This is a genomic window from Streptomyces sp. NBC_01716, from assembly GCF_036248275.1.
In the GTDB taxonomy this organism is placed as follows: Bacteria; Actinomycetota; Actinomycetes; order Streptomycetales; family Streptomycetaceae; genus Streptomyces.
Genome location: NZ_CP109181.1, coordinates 200,158 through 217,983, shown reverse-complemented (window position 1 = coordinate 217,983; position 17,826 = coordinate 200,158). Strand labels below are relative to the sequence as shown.

The 17,826-nt window shown below is 69.5% G+C and carries 15 protein-coding genes; 8 read left to right on the top strand and 7 right to left on the bottom strand.

The genetic code is table 11. The features are described from left to right. Window positions 1–93: 93 nt before the first annotated feature. Entirely contained in the window at window positions 94–825 is a 732-nt protein-coding gene (locus OIE74_RS01025) for a 2OG-Fe(II) oxygenase (RefSeq protein WP_329377365.1), read from the bottom strand. A 171-nt stretch (window positions 826–996) separates the two neighbouring features. Continuing rightward, on the bottom strand, window positions 997–2,364 hold the full coding sequence (gene thrS, locus OIE74_RS01020; protein ID WP_443076335.1) for a threonine--tRNA ligase: 1,368 nt from the start codon (window positions 2,362–2,364) through the stop codon (window positions 997–999). A gap of 278 nt (window positions 2,365–2,642) precedes the next feature. Between thrS and OIE74_RS01015 the strand changes: the two genes are divergently transcribed. Continuing rightward, on the top strand, window positions 2,643–5,930 hold the full coding sequence (locus OIE74_RS01015) for a LamG-like jellyroll fold domain-containing protein (protein ID WP_329377362.1): 3,288 nt from the start codon (window positions 2,643–2,645) through the stop codon (window positions 5,928–5,930). 89 nt (window positions 5,931–6,019) lie between these two features. Here OIE74_RS01015 and OIE74_RS01010 read toward each other — a convergent pair whose 3' ends face one another. Then, the gene (locus tag OIE74_RS01010) at window positions 6,020–7,150 is read right to left on the bottom strand and encodes a lectin (RefSeq protein ID WP_329377360.1); all 1,131 of its coding nucleotides are present in this window, start codon (window positions 7,148–7,150) and stop codon (window positions 6,020–6,022) included. A 190-nt stretch (window positions 7,151–7,340) separates the two neighbouring features. Continuing rightward, the gene (locus tag OIE74_RS01005) at window positions 7,341–8,456 is read right to left on the bottom strand and encodes an MGDG synthase family glycosyltransferase (RefSeq protein WP_329377358.1); all 1,116 of its coding nucleotides are present in this window, start codon (window positions 8,454–8,456) and stop codon (window positions 7,341–7,343) included. Window positions 8,457–8,708: 252 nt separating this feature from the next. Here OIE74_RS01005 and OIE74_RS01000 point away from each other — a divergent pair, with 252 nt between their 5' ends. The 4 genes from OIE74_RS01000 (at window position 8,709) to OIE74_RS00985 (ending at window position 12,805) form a co-directional block, all read left to right on the top strand. Continuing rightward, window positions 8,709–9,524, top strand: a complete 816-nt coding sequence (locus tag OIE74_RS01000; protein ID WP_329377356.1) for an SDR family NAD(P)-dependent oxidoreductase — start codon at window positions 8,709–8,711, stop codon at window positions 9,522–9,524. 178 nt (window positions 9,525–9,702) lie between these two features. Continuing rightward, complete coding sequence (locus tag OIE74_RS00995) at window positions 9,703–10,515, top strand: polysaccharide deacetylase family protein (protein WP_329377355.1); 813 nt, start codon at window positions 9,703–9,705, stop codon at window positions 10,513–10,515. Window positions 10,516–11,110: 595 nt separating this feature from the next. After that, complete coding sequence (locus OIE74_RS00990; protein ID WP_329377352.1) at window positions 11,111–12,061, top strand: NmrA/HSCARG family protein; 951 nt, start codon at window positions 11,111–11,113, stop codon at window positions 12,059–12,061. Next, window positions 12,062–12,805 (top strand): 3-oxoacyl-ACP reductase family protein, encoded by a 744-nt coding sequence (locus OIE74_RS00985; RefSeq protein WP_329377350.1) that lies wholly within the window; start codon window positions 12,062–12,064, stop codon window positions 12,803–12,805. It abuts the gene before it with no gap. A gap of 597 nt (window positions 12,806–13,402) precedes the next feature. On the opposite strand, the gene OIE74_RS00980 is transcribed toward OIE74_RS00985, so the two are convergent. Then, the gene (locus OIE74_RS00980; RefSeq protein ID WP_329377347.1) at window positions 13,403–13,996 is read right to left on the bottom strand and encodes a GNAT family N-acetyltransferase; all 594 of its coding nucleotides are present in this window, start codon (window positions 13,994–13,996) and stop codon (window positions 13,403–13,405) included. A gap of 176 nt (window positions 13,997–14,172) precedes the next feature. Between OIE74_RS00980 and OIE74_RS00975 the strand changes: the two genes are divergently transcribed. Both OIE74_RS00975 and OIE74_RS00970 read left to right on the top strand, forming a co-directional pair. After that, on the top strand, window positions 14,173–14,430 hold the full coding sequence (locus OIE74_RS00975) for a type B 50S ribosomal protein L31 (RefSeq protein ID WP_329377345.1): 258 nt from the start codon (window positions 14,173–14,175) through the stop codon (window positions 14,428–14,430). Window positions 14,431–14,604: 174 nt separating this feature from the next. Continuing rightward, complete coding sequence (locus tag OIE74_RS00970; protein ID WP_329377343.1) at window positions 14,605–14,976, top strand: VOC family protein; 372 nt, start codon at window positions 14,605–14,607, stop codon at window positions 14,974–14,976. A gap of 28 nt (window positions 14,977–15,004) precedes the next feature. Here the strand turns inward: OIE74_RS00970 and OIE74_RS00965 are convergent, their stop codons facing one another. Further along, a complete protein-coding gene (locus OIE74_RS00965; RefSeq protein WP_329392123.1) occupies window positions 15,005–15,826 on the bottom strand; it encodes an MFS transporter in 822 nt (273 codons plus the stop codon). Next, window positions 15,823–16,833, bottom strand: a complete 1,011-nt coding sequence (locus tag OIE74_RS00960) for a LacI family DNA-binding transcriptional regulator (RefSeq protein WP_329377341.1) — start codon at window positions 16,831–16,833, stop codon at window positions 15,823–15,825. The genes OIE74_RS00965 and OIE74_RS00960 overlap by 4 nt, the downstream gene beginning before the upstream one ends. A 195-nt stretch (window positions 16,834–17,028) precedes the next feature. On the opposite strand from OIE74_RS00960, the gene OIE74_RS00955 reads away from it, so the two are divergent. After that, entirely contained in the window at window positions 17,029–17,808 is a 780-nt protein-coding gene (locus OIE74_RS00955; protein WP_329377339.1) for an SDR family NAD(P)-dependent oxidoreductase, read from the top strand. Window positions 17,809–17,826: the final 18 nt, after the last annotated feature.

Here is a 17,826-nt window from a genome sequence, read left to right as displayed (position 1 = left end):
CACTCGCGGACGGGCCGGGACCGGCAACGCTGCGGCGTGCCGTCCAGGCGCGGCGTCCTGGCGCCGCGTCGGACGGCTCGGGCGGCGCCCGGATCAGCCGGCGTCGTGGAAGACGAGCCCGAGGGTGTGCTGGTGGCCGGAGCGCACCGTGCTCACGCCGTGCCGCATGGGCGCGTTCGACCAGCCCCGCACGGAGCGTACGGGCCGGTCGCGGGTGGTGAAGACCAGCCCGTGGCCCTGCGGGATCGTGGCCGACGAGCCCCGCGACTGGGTGCGCGGACGCTGCTCGGTCATGATGAACTCGCCGCCGCTGAAGTCCGTTCCCGGGACGTCCAGGCCGACGACGACCTGGAGCGGGAAGACCATGTCGCCGAAGACGTCCCGGTGCAGGGCGTTCCAGTCGCCGGAGCCGTAACGGAGCAGGATCTGGGCCGACTTGGCCTGCCCTGCCTCGTGACACCTCGTCAGCCACTCGTCCAGCGAGTCGGGCCAGGGCGCGGGGTGGCCCAGCTTCCCGGCCCAGTCGCGCGCGACCGGCAGCAGCCGGGGGTAGAACGCGGCACGCAACTCCCGTACCGGGTTGGGGAGCTCGTGGGTGAAGTAGCGGTACTGCCCGGACCCGAATCGATGCCGGGCCATGTCGACGGTCGTACGGAACCGCTCGCCGTCCTCGTACAGCGCGGAGATCGCGCGGCACTCGGCGGGGGAGAGGAGCGGCTGTCCGGTGAGGGCGCTGCCGTACGCGTCGAGATCCCCGGCGATCGCGTCCCAGTCCTGCGCGGCGACACGATCGCCCGTCCGGCCCGCCCGGTTGATGGTCTTCATCGTCTCTCCGCCTCTTGGGTCACTCTCGTTCCGCTGCCGAGAGTGCCGCCGGGAGATCGCGCCCGCCGGCGGGATCCGGACATCACGCTGGGCACGGCGTGGGCGCCCTTCACCGCTCGTTCCCTGGCCACGGCGACCCGCTCCGAGCGGCCGGCCCGTCGACCGGGGCGATCAGGTGCTTCGGCCCTGGGACCGGGACCGTGGTCCTGCCCCGCCTTCCTCGCCCTCCTCCTTCTCCTCGTCCCAGAGGCGGGTGCTGAACGCGCCGGCCAGCGCACCGACACGGTCCAGCAGTTCCGCAGCCGGCAGGGCGTCCACGCGCCGCCCGTCCCGCAGCCGCAGCGCCACCGAGTCCCCGGCGGCCTCCCGCGCCCCGATCACCGCCTGGTACGGCACCAGCCTGGCCGCCCTGATACGCGCGCCCAGGGTGCCGTGCTCGGGCCCCGAAACCTCCGCCCGCAGCCCCCGCTCCGCACAACGCTCCACGAGCTCGGCGGCCTGCGGGAGTTCGGTGTCGGAGATGGGCAGCACCACGACCTGGGTCGGCGCGAGCCAGCCGGGGAACGCCCCGCCGTGCCGCTCCACGAGGTGTGCGACGGCGCGCTCCACACTGCCGATGACACTGCGGTGGATCATCACGGGCCGGTGCCTGGCACCGTCCGCGCCGACATAACTCAGGTCGAACCGCTCCGGCTGGTGGAAGTCGACCTGGACGGTCGACAGGGTCGACTCGCGCCCGGCCTCGTCGGCGATCTGGACGTCGATCTTCGGACCGTAGAACGCGGCCTCGCCCTCCACTGCCTCGTACGCGACGCCCGAGCCGTCGAGGACCCCGGTCAGCAGCGCCGCGGACCGCTCCCACAGCGCCGGATCGGCCACGTACTTCCCGCCGGGGCCCGGCAGCGAGAGCCGGAAGCGCGCCGGGCGGATGCCGAGCGCGTCGTACGCCCGCCGGATCAGCTCCAGCGCGGCGCCCGCTTCTCCGGCCACCTGGTCCGGGGTGCAGAAGACGTGCGCGTCGTTGAGCTGGATCGACCGTACGCGGGTGAGACCGCCCAGCACCCCGGACAGCTCGGAGCGGTACATGCCGCCCAACTCGGCCATCCGGAGCGGCAGTTCGCGGTAGCTGTGGGCGCGGGACCGGTAGATCAGCGCATGGTGCGGACAGAGGCTCGGCCGCAGGACGAACTCTTCACCGCCCAGATCCATCGGCGGGAACATGTCGTCCTTGTAGTGCGCCCAGTGCCCGGAGATCTCGTACAACTCCCGTTTTCCCAGCACCGGCGAGTACACATGCCGGTAGCCGGCGCGCCGCTCCATGCCGCGGATGTACTCCTCCAGGACGTGCCGTACGGTCGCGCCGTCGGGCAGCCAGTACGGCAGCCCGGCGCCGATCAGCGGATCGGTGTCGAACAGGCCCAATTCGCGGCCGAGTCTGCGGTGGTCGTGCATCGTGGTCTCCTCGCTGGTGCGGAGCGAGTGACCACGTGACGAAGCCCCGGGTACTCGCCGCCCCGGGGCTTCGAACTGGATCAGCAGTCAGCGCGCCGGGACACTCTCCGGCGTCGTCGTCATGGCGGCACGCTTCATGGGACCGACGGTAGAGGCGAAACCCCGCCCGCGGCAACGTGATTTCTCCACCACGTGTCACCACGGGCCCTCTCGCGCCACCCGCGTACCGCGAACACCTTCTGTCGTAACTCTGGACACCCGCCGAGCGCGCGTGCTGTCATTCCGCTGCGGACTCTTTCCAACGTTGTAATGCCCCGGGACGAAACCCTTCCGCCCCCGTCCGCGCGAGAACATCGAGGACTTCCATGAGACGCAAGCCCGCCACCCGTTCACGCCCACCGCTCCGCTCCCGCCCCCTGCTGCGCTCGCTCCTGCTCGCCGTTGCACTCCTCCTGCCGACGAGCGCCTTCACGCCGGCCGCGACCGCCGCCGGTACCAGCGACGTCCCGTCCGCCGTCGCGCCCGCGGACGAGGTGCACGGCCTCAAGGGCGAGTACTTCAGCATGTCCGCGCCCGGTGCGCGCGACTTCGCCGACCTCGGGGGAGTGTCCCTCGACCCGCAGATCGAATTCCCGGGCCTGGCAACGACGTTCGAGTCGCTGACCGGTCGTACGGAGCACACCACCGCTCGCTGGACCGGCAGTATCGAGGCCCCCGCGAGCGGCGACTACACCTTCTACGCGATCGGCGACAACGGCTTCCGGGTGTGGATCGGCGGCAAGGCGGTGATCGACCACTGGGAGCCGGACTGGGACAGGGAGCAGACCAGCGAACCGGTGACGCTCACCGCCGGTGAGCCGCAGGAGATCCGGGTCGAGATGTTCCAGGACACCGGCGGCGCGAACATGTTCCTGCGCTGGTCGGGCGCCGGGATCCAGAAGCAGATCGTCCCCGGGTCGGCGTTCACCCCGCCGGCCGACTTCGAGATCTACCCGGTCTCCCTGGCGGTCGGTAAGGACGGCCGGCGGCTGCGCGCGACCTTCGAGTCCAAGGTCGGCGGCACGATCGCCGCCGTCAAGGACCATCTGAAGGTCGAGGTCGACACGACCCCGATGCCGCTCTCCTCCGTCGCCCGCACCCCCGGAGACCCCTACTCCCTGGACGTCGCGCTGAAGGCGCCGGTCCAGAAGGACCAGCGGGTCAGCTTCCGTTACGACGGTCAGGGCGGCCTCCAGGCCGGCGGCGAGACCGTGCCCGAGATCATGCGCACGGCGGCCAACGACTCCACGCACCGGCTCACCACCGAGTGGGGCGACAAGCTGGACCGGAACAACCCGCTGCCCGAGTACCCCCGTCCGCAGCAGGTGCGGGACAACTGGAAGAACCTCAACGGGCCTTGGCAGTTCGCGGGCGCGGAGAAGGATGAACTGCCCGTCTTCGGCAAGGACCTGGACGAGAAGATCATCGTGCCGTTCCCGGTCGAGTCGCAGCTCTCCGGTCTCGAACGCCACGAGGACCACATGTTCTACCGCAAGCTCGTGGACGTCCCGAAGAACTGGAAGGTCGGCAGCGGCAAGCGCCTGAAGCTCAACTTCGACGCCGTCGACTACGCGACCCGCGTCTGGGTCAACGGCACCCAGGTCACCGAACACACCGGCGGCTACACGGCGTTCAGCGCCGACATCACCGACGCCCTCAAGAACGACGGCAAGGGTCCCCAGGAGATCGTCGTCGCCGTCACGGACACCAACGGCCCCAACCAGCCGATGGGCAAGCAGTCCACCGACCCCGGCGGCATCGTCTACACGCAGTCGTCGGGCATCTGGCAGACGGTCTGGATGGAGCCGGTCGCCACGGCGGCGGTCGACGAACTCGTCACCACGCCCGACATCGAGTCCCGCACCCTGGCCGTCACCGTCAACTCCGCCAAGGCCTCACCCGACGCCAAGGTCAGGGCCGTCGCACGCGACGCCAAGGGCAGGATCGTCTCGACGGTCAGCGGCCGGCCCGGCACCGAACTGCGCCTCCCGGTCAAGAACCAGCGGCTCTGGACGCCCGACGACCCGTATCTCTACGACCTCGACGTCACCCTCACCGACGGCCGTTCCACCGACAGCGTCGACAGCTACTTCGGCATGCGGTCCGTCGGCGTCGAGGAGGTCGGCGGCTACCAGAAGCTCGTGCTCAACGGGAAGCCGGTCTTCTCCCTCGCCATGCTGGACCAGGGATTCTGGCCCGACGGCCTCTACACCCAGCCCAGCGACGCGGCGCTCGCCTTCGACCTCGAAGCCCAGAAGAAGCTGGGCTTCAACGCCGTACGCAAGCACATCAAGGTCGAGTCGGCCCGCTTCTACCACCACGCCGACAAGCTCGGTCTGCTCGTCTGGCAGGACTTCGTCTCCAGCGACATCACCAGCGAGGCGGGGCGGCGGACCTTCGTCGACGAGGGCAAGCAGATGATGCGGCAGCTGCACAACTCGCCCTCCGTCATCGGCTGGATCGTCTTCAACGAGGGCTGGGGCGAGTGGAACCGTGAGGAGACCGGCCGGATCGCCGAATCGGTGAAGCAGACCGACCCCTCCCGGATCGTCAACGCGCACAGTGGTGTCAACTGCTGCTCGTCCAAGGGGGATTCGGGCAAGGGCGAGATCATCGACCACCACGACTACGTGAACAACGACGCCCCGTTCCCCGACCACCGCGCCGCGATGGACGGTGAGCACGGCGGCTTCACGCTCCGTACCCCCGGGCACATGTGGCCCGGCCCGCCCGCGGCGATCTACAGCGGGGTGGCGGACAAGGACGCGCTCACCGCGAAGTACGTGCAGAACACCACCGACTTCTACCTCGAAGCGGCGAACGCCGAGCTGTCGGGCTCCGTCTACACCCAGGTCAGCGACCTGGAGAACGAGCTCAACGGCTTCTACACCTACGACCGCCGGCAGCTCAAGGTCGACCCCGCGCGGGTGCGGGCCATCAACCTGAAGGTCATCAAGGCCGGCGCCGAGGCCGGCAAGCGCGACGAGCTGAGCGGCGGCGGGCACTGGCCGCTGGACGAGGGCAAGGGCACCACGTCCCGGGACACCGGCCCCAACGGCAAACCGCTGAGCCTCGTCGGTGACCCCGCCTGGACACCGGGCGTCAACGGCACGGCACTGGACTTCGACGGAAAGGGCCAGTACGCGCAGACCGAAGGACCGGTCGTCGACACCACCAAGAGCTACTCGGTCTCGGCATGGGTCACTCTCGGCGCCCTCCCCGGCAACTACGCGACGGCGGTCAGCCAGGATGGCCGGCGTACGGAGAATCCGTTCTATCTCCAGTACGGCCAGGGCGCGTTCGCGTTCAGCACCCCCGGCGGCAACCGCGCACGCCTGGTGACCCAGCCCGAGTTGGACCGCTGGTACCACCTCGTCGGAGTGCGTGACTCGGTGTCCGGTGACATCACGCTGTATGTCGACGGCGCGCCCGTCGCGACCGTGGCGGCGGGTCCGGCCGACGTGAGCACCGGACCGCTGGCGGTCGGCCGCGCCAAGTACGACGGTGCGAAGGGCGACTTCTGGAACGGATCGGTCGACCAGGTGCGCGTCTACGACAAGGCTCTGACGGACAGTCAGGTCAAGGAACTGCACGAGGAGGAACTGCCGCGCTGACGCGGGCGAACGCACGGGCGCCCGTACCGCGTGTGGTCCCGGGGGAGCGCCCCCGGGGCCACACGGTGTGATCGTCCTGCCGACACGGATCAGCAGTACAGGTTGCCGCCCGGCGAGACACCCAGGATCTGGGTGAAGCGCTGGTAGTTGTCGATCCTGCTCTGGACCTGCGCGGGGTTGCGTCCGTCGCACTCCAGCGAGCCGTTGATGGAGCGGATCGTCTGGCCGAAGCCGGCCTGGTTGACCATCGCGTTGTGCGGGGTCATCGAGCCGGGACCGTTCTGGGTGTTCCAGTACCAGAGACCGGTCTTCCACGCGACGGCCGAGTCGTTCTGGACCCGCCACGGGTCGGCGAGCAGGTTGATGCCCAGCGCGTCACCGGCCGCCTTGTAGTTGAAGTTCCAGCTGAGCTGGATCGGACCGCGGCCGTAGTACGCGGCCTGGCCCGCCGGGCAGCCGTACGGCTGCGAAGCGTCGCAGTAGTGCGGGTAGTTGGCCGTGTTCTGCTCCACCACATGCACGAGGCCGCCGGTCTCGTGGCTCACGTTCGCGAGGAACGCCGCGGCCTCCTGCTTCTGGACCGTGTCGCTGCCCGTCTTGGCGAATCCCGGGTAGGCGCTCAGCGCGGCGGTGAGACCGCTGTAGCTGTAGAAGCCGTTGCGGCCCGGGAACATCTGGTTGAACTGCGACTCGCTGACGACGAATCCACCAGGCGAGGGGTTTCCGCCACCGCCGCTGGGCGCGTTCCACTTCTGGTTCGACTGGCCCGTACAGGTCCAGATCTGGAGGCGGGTGCCGTTCGCCGTGCTGCGGTTCTGGATGTCCAGGCACTTGTCCGCCTGGGGGTTGACGATGTCGTTCGCGCCGGAGACGGCCCAGCGCTGGTTCGCGCCGCCGGTGCAGTCCCACAGATGGACGAGCGCCCCGTCGGCGGTGCTGTTGTTCGAGACGTCCAGACACTTGCCGAGCGCGCGCAGCGTGCCGTCGCCCGGGTTGGACCAGCGCTGCGCGTTGGTGCCGTTGCAGTCGTAGATCTGAACGGGGGTGCCGTTGGCGTTGCTCGCCCCGGCGACGTCGACGCATTTACCGCCCAGACCGGTGATCTGGCCGTCCGCGGCCTGCGCGGCCGGGGCGGTGAAGAGAGTGGCGATGAGGGCCGCGACCGCGAGAAGGATCGCGGACCGCAGGAGGGAGAGGCCTCTGCCGGATTTGCTCAACATCTCTGAATGTTTTCCCTTCGCGCCAACGGCGCACAGAGCCCTGCCGACGACGCGACAGGGCCAAGGAGGAGATGTGCGGGAGGTGTGTCGATTGGATTGAATTGGAAGGTCTAGACCTTGTCAAGTGCATGGCCAAGTCAGCCAGTTGGCACCAGGTCACGCACGCGTACACGTACGGCCGCCGGTCGGCTCACGCCCCCGCCAGATCCTCCAGGTGCGGCAGGGCATCGGCGCCGAACAGACGCCGGGCCTCGGCGGCGCGCCGTTCGCGTACGGGACCCGGCACCGTCACCTCGTCCAGCGCCCGGATCAATGACCGCGGACCGGTCGCGTGCGCTGTGAGCCCCTCCTCGGCCATCCGTCGCACCCCGTCCTTGCCGTGCCCGGGAATCGGCCGGTAGCCGATCACCGGAAGCCCCGCGGCCAGCGCCTCCAGAGCCGTCTGTCCGGCGGCGTTGTCGACAAGAGCGCGCGAGGCGGCCAGCAGACCGGGCATGTCCGTCACCCAGCCGAGGGCCGGCACACCGGGCGTCCCGGACACCCGCGAGCGCAGCCGGCTGTTCCTGCCGCAGAGGACGACCGGCAGAAAACCCGCGTCGGCGATGACTCGTGCCGTCTCCAGCACATGATTTCCGGCCCCCCAGGCTCCCGTCGAGATCAGTACGGGTCCCCGCTCCGTACCACCGAGGATGTCCGTCCAGCCCCCGGCGTCCGCAGGTGCGCGGAAGCGCCGCGCCACCAGGGGGCCCGAGACGACGGCGGAGCGCCCCGCCGAGCCTCGTACCTCCCGGGCGATTCCGGGCGTGAGGCACAGATTGAGGTCGTTGCCAGGATGCAGCCACTGCCGGTGGACCGCGAAGTCCGTGATCACCACGGCGCTCGGTACGGCCAGGCTCCCCCGGGCCCGAAGCCTCCCGGTGAGCTGGGCCGCGAGATGGAACACCGGAACGATCACATCAGGCCGCCACTCCTCGACCAGACGGAGAAACCGCTTCTCGGCCAGGGCGGCGAGCGGTCCGTTGCCGGGGCGCGGCCCCTTGCCGGGCCGCAGGAACACCGCGTACACAGCCGCGTACACGGCGGGCACACGGCAGACGGCCACCCGGTAGAACTCCCGCACCCCACGCCCGACACCCGGGGGCAGCAGCTGGAGGACGTCCAGCCCGGCGGCGGTGTGCCCGGCGGCTGCCAGTCGCCGCATCAGCTCGGCCGCCACCGCCGCGTGGCCCGACCCCATGCCGGCGCTCACGATCAGGAAACGCCTGCCCGCGGATGTCGTTCCGTCGTTCCCGGCCGAGGGATCCATGTCGGCTCCGCATCGAGTTCACTGTTGCTCATCCCGATGTACCGGGCTCCGCGCGATCTCAAACGGGACACCCCACCGGCCCGGACCGGCCGAAACCCTTGGCGTGAACGTCGCTCATCAAGGGTTGTGCGGCCCCGGGACGGGTCATATGTCGATGAGTCCACTTCATGGGCCACGCATCTTCTGTCCTGGTCAGTCGCACATCGCGGCGGCGGCCCGCTCACAGCGTCGAAAGTCGGAACAGGGGCAGCCATGGCACCCGGCCTTTCCGGCCCCGAGCAGGCCGGCACCGCCCGCGACCCTTCCGGCCCCGGACACCCGCCCCCGCGCACGGCCCTGGTCACCGGCGCCTCGTCCGGCATCGGGGCGGCGATCGCCCGGCGGATCGCCGCCGAGCCCGGCTGGCGGGTCGTGGTCAGCGGCCGGGACCAACAGCGCCTGGAAGAGATCGCCGACCTGACCTCGTCCGTTCCCCTGCGGGCGGACCTCGCCACGTCCGCCGGGGCCGAGCGCCTGGTGACGGGTGCGCTCGACGCCGTCGGGCACATCGACGTGCTCGTTGTCTCCGCCGGGGTCGGCTGGGCCGGATCCCTTCCGTCGATGCCGGAGGCCGCCGTCGACGAGGTACTCACGGTGAACCTGACAGCCGCGGCACATCTTGTCCGGCTGGTCCTGCCGGGCATGCTCGCCGTGGGACGGGGGCAGATCGTGCTGGTCGGTTCCACGGCGGGTACCTACGGCGTGCGCCAGGAGGTCGTCTACTCGGCCGCGAAGGCCGGCATCGAGGCGCTCGCCGACTCACTCCGCTACGAACTGCGCGACACAGGTGTCCGCGTCCTGCATGTCGTACCCGCCGCCGTGGACACCCCGTTCTTCGAACGGCGCGGGACCCCGTACACCAGAGGCGTGCCCCGGCCGCTTGCGCCCGAACGCGTCGCCGAAGCGCTCTGGGACGCCCTCACGCACGGGCGGGACGAGGTCTTCGTACCGCGCTGGCTGGGCCTGCCCCGGCGCCTGCGGGGCATGGCGCCAGGTCTTTTCCGGCGCCTCGCCTCCCGCTTCGGCTGACCGCGCCGTCCTCGCCGCTCGCGGGTCGCCGTCCGGCGCGGAGCTTGGGACACTTGGGGAGGGAGAGGAAGCCGGCCGAGGCCGTGTCTTCGAAGTGGCGTCGTCCGCCTGCCAGGCGCCGAGGGCCAGGCGGGACTTCGAAGACACGGCCTGGAGGCCTGTCGGAGGACGAGGCCGAATGGACGTTCATTCCGGGACAGTGCGGGAACGTCGCCGTGCGCCGCGCTCTCCGGGGCCGGCCACCCCGAGCCGGCGTCTGCTGACGACCGCTCCCGCGCTGGCACTCGCCGCCGCCCACATAGCACCGGCCGGCACGTGGCTCGCGGGACCGCGCAGAGCCTTTTTTCCCGGTCTGGCCGGCGTCGGCCGCGCCGACCATGTGGCACTCACCTTCGACGACGGTCCGGATCCGCGGTCCACACCGCGTTTTCTCGACCTGCTCGACGAACTCCACACCCGCGCCACCTTCTTCATGATCGGCACGGCTCTCCTGCGCCATCCGCGACTCGGCCGCGAGATCACCCGCCGGGGACATGAGGTGGCGGTGCACGGGTGGACGCACAACCACCCCTGGCTGCCCACCCCCGCCCAGGACACTCATGATCTCGCGCGCGCCGCACAGACGGTGCGCTCCATCTGCGGAGCGTCACCGCTCTGGTACAGGCCGCCCTACGGAATCCTGACCGGCGGCCGTCTGCTCGCCGCCCGGCGGACGGGGCTGCGTCCGATTCTCTGGACGGCGTGGGGCAAGGACTGGACCGCCGAGGCGACCGCCGCTTCGGTGCTGGCGAACGTACGGCACGATCTGCGGGGCGGCGGCACGGTGCTTCTCCATGACTCGGACCAGACATCGGCGCCGGGCTGCTGGCGGTCCACGCTGGAGGCACTGCCCGGCCTTGTCGGCGGCTGGCGGTCGGAGGGCATGGAAGTGGGTCCGCTGGTGGAACACTGGGGCTTCGCGGACGACCCCGGCGAAATCCCGGCGGAGTAACTTGCCCCGCCGCAGGGCCTGTTGGCCCTGGCTTACGACGCCACCCTCACGCCTGGCCTCGCCGTTTCGGTCGGAGTGAGGCAGAAGGTCGGGTGGGATCGCGAAAGTGCCTTCTGAACTGGGACGACGAACCTTGTCGAGGGGTTCTGTCGGTCCAGGCGGGGGGCACTTTCTGCGTACAGGCTATCGGGTCGCGTCCCAAGCTCCCTGTCTCCGCTCACGGTTCAGGGGTGGTCGGGCACGCCGGGGCACGTTTGCTGGCGGATCTTGCCGAGGCTGCCGGTCGGACCACCGCGTACTTTCACATCCACCTCGTCCCGGGGCGTCAGCAGATTCACCCGCCTCAACGGCCCGCGCTTTGCAAGGGTTCAATCCGGAGCCACCGCAGGGTTACCAAGATCGGGACTGTAAGAGGGTGTCCGATCTAGACGAATTGCCCTTTAAGGGCAGCGCAGGAGTTCATGGATGACCCGGTCGGTTCCGTCGCCTTCGCTACCTGGCTGAATCTCATTGGTAAAGGTTGATGCATCAACGTAATCCTGATTGAGTTGATACCTCAACTAGATGGTTCTCTACTCGGACAGGGGTTACTGGTATGAGCGACAAGAAGGTCATCGCGGTCGCCGGAGCGACGGGCGCACAGGGTGGTGGCACCGCACGGGCGATCCTCGCCGACCCGGATTCGGGCTTCACGGTGCGCGCGCTGACCCGGAACCCCAACTCGCCTGCGGCCAAGGAGCTTGCTGAGCTCGGGGCGGAGGTTGTCCAGGCGGACTTCTACGACGAGTCGACCGTGCACCAAGCGTTCGAGGGTGCTTACGGCGCCTTCCTCGTGACCAACTTCTGGGCGCATGGCTCGGCGGCCAAGGAGACCGAGGAAGTAAACGTGCTGGTCCGGGCTGCCAAGGCCACGGGGCTGCGTCATGTGGTCTGGTCGACGCTCGAGGACACGCGCGAACTGCTGCCGCTGGACGACGAACGGATGCCCGTTCTGCAGGACAAGTACAACGTGCCGCACTTCGACGCCAAGGGTGAGGCCAATGAGCTCTTCACACAGGCTGGAGTGCCGACGACCTTCCTGAACACCACCTTCTTCTTTCAGGGCTTCCTGCAGGCCATGGGCCCTCAGCGCGCCGAGGACGGCGTACTGACCCTGACTCTGCCGCTGGAGGACGGCAAGCTCCTCGCCGGGGTGGACGTGGCGGACATCGGCCGCATCGCGCACGCCATCCTCAAGGGTGGTGAGCAGTTCGTCGGCGGCACCATCAGCCTGGCCGGCGACCACCTGACCGGTGCGCAGTACGCGGAGAAGCTGGGAGCCGCGCTCGGCGAACCGGTGCGCTTCAACTCGGTGCCCTACGACGTCTTCCGCTCCCTGGACATCCCGGCGGCTGCGGAGATCGCCAACATGTTCCAGTATTACGGCGACTTCGACCAGGAGTTCACCGGCGCCCGCGATCTGAACCGGCTGCGCGAGATCAATCCGGCACTGAAGGACTTTGACGCCTGGCTGGCCGAGAACTCCTCGAAGATCGAGGTGAAGTGAATGAGCGCGACACTCAGCGGCAAGGTCGCCTTGGTCACAGGCGCGAGCCGTGGCATCGGTGCGGCCATCGCGCGTCGCCTCGCCCGTGAGGGCGCGGCTGTCGCCATCACCTACCACTCGTCACCCGGCCACGCCGACAAGGTCGTCGCCGAGATCACGTCGGAAGGCGGCAGGGCGGTGGCGTTGGCGGCCGATTCGGGAGACGCCGAATCCGTCCGCGCGACGGTCACCGGCACCGTGGAGGCCTTCGGCCGCTTGGACATCCTGGTGAACAACGCCGGAGGCGCCCACCTCGCACCGATCGGGGAACTTACCGTCGACGACTTCGACCGAGAGGTCGCGGTGAACGTACGCTCGGTGTGGGTGGCCACACAGGAAGCCCTGCGGCACATGGGCGACGGAGGCAGGATCATCTCAATCGGCAGCGTCTTCGCCGAGCGGATGCCGATCCCGAACGGCACGACGTACTCCCTCACCAAAGCGGCCATCGGCGGTTTCACCCGAGCACTGGCGCGGGAACTGGGGCCGAGGGCGATCACGGTCAACAACATCCAGCCGGGCCCGATCGCGACAGACAGCAATCCGTCCGAAGGGGCCCACGCCGATCTGATGACCGGACTGACCCCGGCCAATCGGTTTGCGTCTCCCGATGAGTTGACCGGCCTGATCGTCTACCTCGCCGGCTCCGAGTCGACCTACGTGACGGGCGCGACGATCAACATCGACGGCGGCTACACCGTCTGACACCAGCGACCGCCGTGGCTGAGGTCGCCGGCCTGGCTTTGGTGCCCCATGCGGCGGTGCCGTCGCGTGGGGCACCTTCGTCAATCCGCATCCGGGCTTCGAGCCAGGACCTGCCACCTTGACGCCTGCGCCAATTCCGGCGTCAAGGTGGCACCATCGTGCGCCGCGAGCGACCGCACCCCGGCGCCCAGCTGTCCCTGTTCGACCAGGACGAGGGCATACCGCATCTGCACGGCATTGCCGCACCTGCACGTCGCCGCTCGCCTCACTCCGCCGCAGCCGCCGCCCGCGCCTGCGGATCTCGGCGAACCGAAAGACCTGGAGAACCCGACCCCCGCGCCGGGACTCCGCCATGCTCAAGCAACGGAGTCACCTCGCCCACCTGGCAGCAGACGATCAGCGACGTACCATCACCCCAACCGAAACGGCGAGGCTAAGGGCTGTCCCGTAATCCCTGGTGGATCAGCGCGCGGCGTCAGATGCGGTGCATCGCAAGGCGGAGGGGCGTCTTCATACTGGGCGTATTCGGGCGTTCCGACAACGCGGCGAGGTGCCGTAGCTGTCGTCGTGCGCCCGCCAGGGATTACGGGACAGCCCTTAGCGCATGATTTCGATAGGGCCGCCCGCGTCGAGGTCGCCTCTGCGCAGACGGTAGACCTGCAATGACAGGTTGTAGTACTTCTCCGTCTCGCCGACCCACTCCATCCCGACCCGCCGGGCCGTCGCCGCGCCGCGGCTGTTCCGGGGCCGTACCACCGCGAACAGCTCCTCCACGCCCGCCTCCGACTCGAAAGCCTGATGCGCCACGGCGTGCCCGGCCTCGGCCGCCAGGCCCTGACCCCACAGGTCGGGCGCCAGCTGCCACCCGATCTCCAGGTCGCTGCCGAAGGGCGGGAGCGGCAGCAGGGCCACACCTCCGATCAGCTCGCTGGTCTCGCGCAGCGAGATGGCCCACCGGCCCTGAGGAGGTTCGAGAGTGGCCGACTCGGCCATCCAGCGTTCTATGAGGCGCTCCATGGCCGCCAGGTCGGACACCGGCTCAAGAGCCGGAGCCAGCCATCGGGACACCTTGTCAACGCCGTACACGGGCAGCGCCGCCTCGGCGTCGCCCGGCGCCCACGGTCGAAGGACCAACCGGGGAGTGGTGATCCGGGAGCCTTCGACAGTGACCCGATGTATTCGGTCAGCCATATAACGAGAATATCACCGGAAGCCCTGGTCAGTCGGGGGTGATGCGGGTCAACTGCCTCTTCCTCGGCCATGGGTGGCCCACCGGAATTCGCTGGAATACCCGGCCTCCGCACGCCGTTGTAGTAGGTACCTGCGGGAGAAGAGGCCCCAGGTGGTCGGCGACAGGAGGACCCCATATGAAGACTCAGATACACCCCGTGTCCCGTCCGGTGGTATTCCGGGACCGTGCCGCCGACTTCGCGTTTCTGACGCGGTCGACCGCCGACTCCGACAAGACCATCGAGTGGGAGGACGGGAAGAGGTACCCCGTCATCGACGTCGAGACATCATCGGCGAGCCACCCCTTCTACACAGGTAACTCGCAGGTTCTTGACACCGCGGGCCGTGTGGAGCGATTTGAGCGCCGTTACGGCGACGCAGCGAAGCGCGGATGAGCAGCGCCGGGAAGCGTCGGCGCGACAACGGAGACCTTGAACCCCGGTAGCGAGATCGGAAGATCGAGCTTCCGGGGTTCTTCTGTGCCGTCGCATTCACTCGTGCGGTTTCCCGCCGCCGCCGACGGCCGAATCGGATTGATCACCGCCCGCGGATTCTGACACCATCGCCCGATGATCACTATCGGGACGATCGTGATGGGCGCCGCCGACGTACGCCGCGCCGCGGACCTCTGGACCCGGGCGCTGGACTACGTACCGCGCGACGGCGAGGTGGAGGACGACTGGGTCGTCCTCGTCCCCGCGCGCGGGGACGGTCCCGGCCTCTCCCTCGGGCTCAGCGTGACGCCCGTGCGGGAACACCCCCGCGTCCACCTCGATCTCTACGCGCGCGACGCCGCTGAGCAGGCCGCGGAAGTGGAGCGTCTGATCTCCCTCGGCGCCGAACGCGTCGACTGGGACAGCTATCCCGACGACGCCGACTTCATCGTCCTCGCCGACACCGAGGGCAACCGCTTCTGCGTCATCGACACGGGTCACGGCTGAGCCCCGGCCGCGCCGGCGTCCGCCGCTGTCAGGAGCGGCGCGCCGCTCCCTCCGAGTCTGCCGCCGTCGGCCTGTTCGCGCGCGGCTGCGGGACCGCCTTGTCGGCGGCCTCCGCCGCCGCGCGCTCGCGCGGACCCCAGGTCTCCCGCGTCGTCGCGACGCCGAGCAGGCCCACCAGACCGATGACCACGTAGAAACCGGCCGGCCCCGCCCAGTCGAACGACTCCGCCAGCAACACGGCCAGGAACGGCGCGAACCCGGCCACGGACGCCGCGACCTGATAGCCCAACGAGGCGCCGGACGTACGGGTGTTGGTCTTGAACAGCTCGGCGAACCACGCCGCCTGCGTACCGGTCAGCGCCGCGTGGATCACACCGATCGCGATCAGATAGATCAGCACCACGAGCACGGGATTGCCCGTGTTGGCCATCAGGAACATCGGGAAGCCGAAGGCGACCGCCAGCAGGCACCCGGCCAGATACAGCTTCCGCCGGCCGATCCGGTCGGTCAGCGCCCCGGACAGCACCGTCGTGCCCACCGCGAGCAGACTCGCGATCACGATGCCCGCGAGTGCGATGCCGCGGTCGTCCTCGTCGCGGTCGGTGATGTACGACAGCAGATACGTCGCCGTCAGGTAGTACGCGCAGGACTCGACGACGCGCAGCGCGATGATCCGCAGAATGTTGCGCCAGTCGTTTCGCAGCACCGTGACGAGCGGGTTCCTGACCGTCTGGCCGCTCGCCTTGGTCTCCTCGAACTCCGGCGACTCCGTGAGCTTCGGGGCAGTGGAGGTGGAGTCGGGGACGGCGGGCGCCGGCTGGGGTGTGGCCGCGTACGCCGCCCGGCCTATGACCGGTGGGGGGTCCCGCCCGACGACTCCCGGACGACCAGGCGCGTCGGAAGCACCACCGATTCGGGTGTGCGGCCCTCGATGACGTCGAGAAGGAGTCCCATCGCCGTCGACCCCATGGCCTGGGCGTCGTGCGCGACGACGGTGAGCGGCGGGTCGAGTTCGGAGAACCATTCGATGTCGTCGAAGGCCACCAGATCGATGTCCGATCCGATCCGCAGGCCGCGGCGGCGCAGCGCGCCGAGCGCGCCGACCGCCATCGGACTGTCGGCCGCGAGCAGCGCGGTCGGCGGGCGCTCGCCCGACAGCAGCCGTTCGGCGGCGGTCGAGCCGCTGGCCGAGCGGAAGTCGCCGGAGGTGATCAGCTCCGGGTCGCCGTCGAGACCGTGCCGGGCGACCGCGCGCACGAAGGCGTCGTGTCTCGCGCGGCCGGTGGAGATGGACCGGGGGCCGCCGATGTAGCCGACGCGGGTGTGGCCGCGGTCGGCGAGATGGGCGACGGCCTGGTCGATGCCCAGCGCGTTGTCGGAGGTGACGCTGGGCACCTCGAACCCGTCGACGGTCCGGTCGACGAAGACGAGGGGCACGGTGGTGGCGAGGGTCCGGAGGTGGGCGCTGTCCGCGCCCTGCGGAGCGATGATGATGCCGTCGACCCGCTGGGTGAGGAAGGACTCCAGGTAGGTGTCCTGCTGCCGCGGATCCTCGTTGGCGTTGGCGAGGAGGGTGACGTACGACGAGCGCAGCGCCGCCTGTTCGGCGCCGTGCGCGACGTCCGCGAAGAACGGGTTGCGCACGTCGGAGATGAGCAGCCCCACCGTGTGCGAACGGGCCGAACGCAGGGAGCGCGCACGGGCGTCTGGCCGGTAGCCGAGTTCGGCGACGGCGGCGTGGACGCGTTCACGGGCGGCGGGGGAGGTGGAGGGGTTGCCGGAGAGCACCCGGGACGTCGTGCCCACGGACACGCCGGCGAGTGCGGCGACGTCCTTGATGGTCACGGTGTTGTCCATGGGTGCCTCTTGTGGATCGATTACGTGTGGGCGGACATCTGGAAACGTTTCCATGGAAACGTTTCCGAGACAGGATCCTGGAGGCTCTTCCCGGCCGCGTCAAGGGGTTCGACCGATCCGTTTCCCCGCTCGGCCCGTGCTCCGGGCGCGCCCCCCACCAGGCCGGGAGCCTGGTGCGACATCTAATCTGCGGGGATGGAATCGCAGGCGTACCTCTCCCAGCTCTTCTCTCTGGAAGGCCGCGTGGCCCTGGTCACCGGTGGAAGCTCCGGCATCGGCAAGGGCATCGCCGAAGCCCTTGCCCGCGCCGGGGCGAGCGTCGTCATCGTGGCGCGCCGGAAGGCCGAACTGGTCGCCGCTGTCGATGAGTTGACGGACCGTGGCTGCCGCGCGGCATGGGTGGCGGGCGACCTCGGTACGCGCGAGGGTGTACGTACGGCGGCCGACGAGGCGGCGGAGGTCTTCGGCGAACCCGACACCCTCGTCAACTGCGCCGGGATCAACCTGCGGCCTCCGCTGGGGGAGACCGGCGACGACGTGTGGGACGCGACGATGGCGGTGAATCTTCAGGCGCCGTATCTGCTGGGGCAGCGGTTCGGACCCGGCATGGCCGAGCGCGGTTTCGGACGGATCATCCATGTCACGTCCCAGCAGGCGCACCGGGCCTTCGTCCAGAGCGGTGTCTACGGGGTCTCCAAGGGCGCGTTGGAGTCGCTGACCCGCTCGCAGGCCGAGGCCTGGTCGCCGTACGGGGTCACCTGCAACGCGCTTGTGCCGGGCTTCGTGATGACGCCGCTGAACGAACGGCTGTCGTCCGACCCCGAGCGGGTGGCCGCGCTCGCCGCGCGCACGATGACCGGGCGCAACGGGGTGGCGGAGGACTTCGCGGGCGCGGCCGTGTTCCTGGCGAGCCGGGCCTCCTCGTACGTCACGGGGCAGTCGGTCTTCGTGGACGGCGGATTTCACGTGCACTGAGGGGCGTCGGTTTGCGGG